Source organism: Pseudomonas sp. 51_B (assembly GCF_017491595.1).
Classification (GTDB): domain Bacteria; phylum Pseudomonadota; class Gammaproteobacteria; order Pseudomonadales; family Pseudomonadaceae; genus Aquipseudomonas; species Aquipseudomonas promysalinigenes.
Map to the genome: position 1 here is coordinate 1 of NZ_JAFGYW010000518.1, position 255 is coordinate 255.

1 rRNA gene is annotated in these 255 nt (G+C 52.2%); it reads right to left on the bottom strand.

Features of this window, described 5'->3' with window-relative positions:
* A 16S ribosomal RNA gene (locus J5M56_RS27305) occupies nt 1-255 on the bottom strand; the annotation flags it as partial.

A 255-nucleotide genomic window follows, 5' to 3' on the forward strand; every position in this document is an offset into this window, starting at 1 on the left:
AACCACCTACGCGCGCTTTACGCCCAGTAATTCCGATTAACGCTTGCACCCTCTGTATTACCGCGGCTGCTGGCACAGAGTTAGCCGGTGCTTATTCTGTCGGTAACGTCAAAACAGCAAGGTATTAGCTTACTGCCCTTCCTCCCAACTTAAAGTGCTTTACAATCCGAAGACCTTCTTCACACACGCGGCATGGCTGGATCAGGCTTTCGCCCATTGTCCAATATTCCCCACTGCTGCCTCCCGTAGGAGTCT